This window comes from Pseudomonas sp. SDO5522_S412 (assembly GCF_054071215.1).
In genome coordinates this window covers 1-2186 of the sequence record NZ_JBSVWQ010000415.1, presented here as the reverse complement: position 1 = coordinate 2186, position 2186 = coordinate 1, and the positions used below count along the sequence as shown (strand labels likewise).

At 60.8% G+C, this 2186-nt stretch carries 2 protein-coding genes; both read left to right on the top strand.

The window, feature by feature from the left end; all coding sequences use genetic code 11:
- Nucleotides 1–197: 197 nt before the first annotated feature.
- Nucleotides 198–728, top strand: coding sequence for an ATP-dependent protease subunit HslV (gene hslV / locus ACW9I6_RS32160; protein WP_003209323.1), 531 nt, complete (start codon nucleotides 198–200; stop codon nucleotides 726–728).
- A 38-nt stretch (nucleotides 729–766) separates the two neighbouring features.
- The gene (gene hslU / locus ACW9I6_RS32155; RefSeq protein WP_008439258.1) at nucleotides 767–2104 is read left to right on the top strand and encodes an ATP-dependent protease ATPase subunit HslU; all 1338 of its coding nucleotides are present in this window, start codon (nucleotides 767–769) and stop codon (nucleotides 2102–2104) included.
- Nucleotides 2105–2186: the final 82 nt, after the last annotated feature.

The following is a 2186-nucleotide window of genomic DNA, read 5'->3' as shown; positions in this document are numbered from 1 at the left end:
GTCAATATTTTAGGTGACTGACACACCGCATTCGCGAGCAAGCCCGCTCCCACATTTGATTTTCATCGGCCTCAGGACCGAGTCCGACACATAAACACCACTCGTCCGCCCTCCCGTCCTACAGTTGAAATCCCCCCCGCCACCCCCATATGAGTTCCATCAGGGCATTTTCGCCCCGCAGCGTGGAGACTCTCCCCTTGACCACCATCGTTTCAGTTCGCCGCCACGGCAAAGTCGTCATGGGCGGCGACGGCCAGGTTTCACTTGGCAATACCGTGATGAAAGGCAACGCGAAAAAAGTCCGTCGCCTGTACCACGGCCAGGTCCTCGCCGGTTTTGCCGGCGCCACCGCTGACGCCTTTACCCTGTTCGAGCGCTTTGAAGGCCAACTTGAGAAGCACCAGGGCCATCTGGTCCGTGCCGCCGTCGAACTCGCCAAAGAATGGCGCACCGACCGCTCCCTCAGCCGCCTGGAAGCCATGCTGGCCGTCGCCAACAAAGACGCCTCGCTGATCATCACCGGCAACGGCGACGTGGTTGAACCCGAAGAAGGCCTGATCGCCATGGGCTCCGGCGGCGGCTACGCACAAGCGGCGGCCAGCGCCCTGCTGAAGAAAACCGACCTGTCGGCCCGGGAAATCGTCGAGACTGCCCTGGGTATCGCTGGCGACATCTGTGTCTTCACCAACCACAACCTGACCATTGAGGAGCAGGACCTCGCCGAATAAGCCGCAGGCTTATTCCCGCTTGAGGACCGCCAATTACTATGTCCATGACTCCCCGCGAAATCGTCCATGAACTCAATCGCCATATCATCGGCCAGGACGATGCCAAGCGCGCCGTTGCCATCGCCCTGCGTAACCGCTGGCGCCGGATGCAACTGCCCGAAGAATTGCGCGTTGAAGTAACCCCCAAGAACATCCTGATGATCGGCCCGACCGGTGTCGGTAAAACCGAGATCGCCCGGCGCCTGGCCAAGCTGGCCAATGCTCCGTTCATCAAGGTCGAAGCCACCAAGTTCACCGAAGTGGGCTATGTGGGCCGTGACGTCGAGTCGATCATTCGTGACCTGGCCGACGCTGCCCTGAAGCTGCTGCGCGAACAGGAAATGACCAAGGTCAGCCATCGCGCCGAAGACGCCGCTGAAGAACGCATCCTCGACGCCTTGCTGCCACCGGCACGCATGGGCTTCAACGAAGACGCCGCGCCAAGCTCGGATTCCAACACCCGCCAGCTGTTCCGCAAGCGCCTGCGTGAAGGCCAGCTGGACGACAAGGAAATCGAGATCGAAGTCGCCGAAGTGTCCGGCGTCGACATCTCCGCACCGCCTGGCATGGAAGAAATGACCAGCCAGTTGCAGAACCTGTTCGCCAACATGGGCAAGGGCAAGAAGAAAAGCCGCAAGCTCAAGGTGAAGGAAGCGCTGAAACTGGTGCGTGACGAAGAGGCCGGGCGCCTGGTCAATGAGGAAGAACTCAAGGCCAAGGCCCTGGAAGCAGTCGAGCAGCACGGCATCGTGTTTATCGACGAGATCGACAAGGTGGCCAAGCGCGGCAATTCCGGCGGCGTCGACGTGTCCCGCGAAGGCGTGCAGCGCGACCTGCTGCCGCTGATCGAAGGCTGCACCGTCAACACCAAGCTGGGCATGGTCAAGACCGACCACATCCTGTTTATCGCGTCCGGTGCGTTCCACCTGAGCAAGCCAAGCGACCTGGTGCCGGAGCTGCAAGGCCGCCTGCCGATTCGCGTTGAGCTGAAAGCGCTGACGCCGGGCGATTTCGAACGCATCCTCAGCGAGCCGCACGCGTCGCTGACTGAGCAATACCGCGAGCTGCTGAAAACCGAAGGCCTGGGGATTGAGTTCCTGCCGGACGGTATCAAGCGTCTGGCGGAGATTGCCTGGCAGGTCAACGAGAAGACCGAGAACATCGGTGCCCGTCGCTTGCACACCCTGCTTGAGCGCCTGCTGGAGGAAGTGTCCTTCAGTGCCGGCGACATGGCGGGCGCGCAGAATGGCGAAGCAATCAAGATCGACGCCGACTACGTCAACAGCCACCTGGGCGAATTGGCGCAGAACGAAGATCTGTCTCGTTATATCCTGTAAGGCTTACGCAGGAACCGCTCTGCTTTAATGTGGGAGCGGGCTTGCTCGCGAATGCGGTGGGTCAGTTTATGCAACGGTGACG

Bases quoted from the DNA above. Each gene is read 5' to 3' on its own strand.
- hslU (WP_008439258.1), top strand. From the start codon at position 767: ATGTCCATGACTCCCCGCGAAATCGTCCATGAACTCAATCGCCATATC.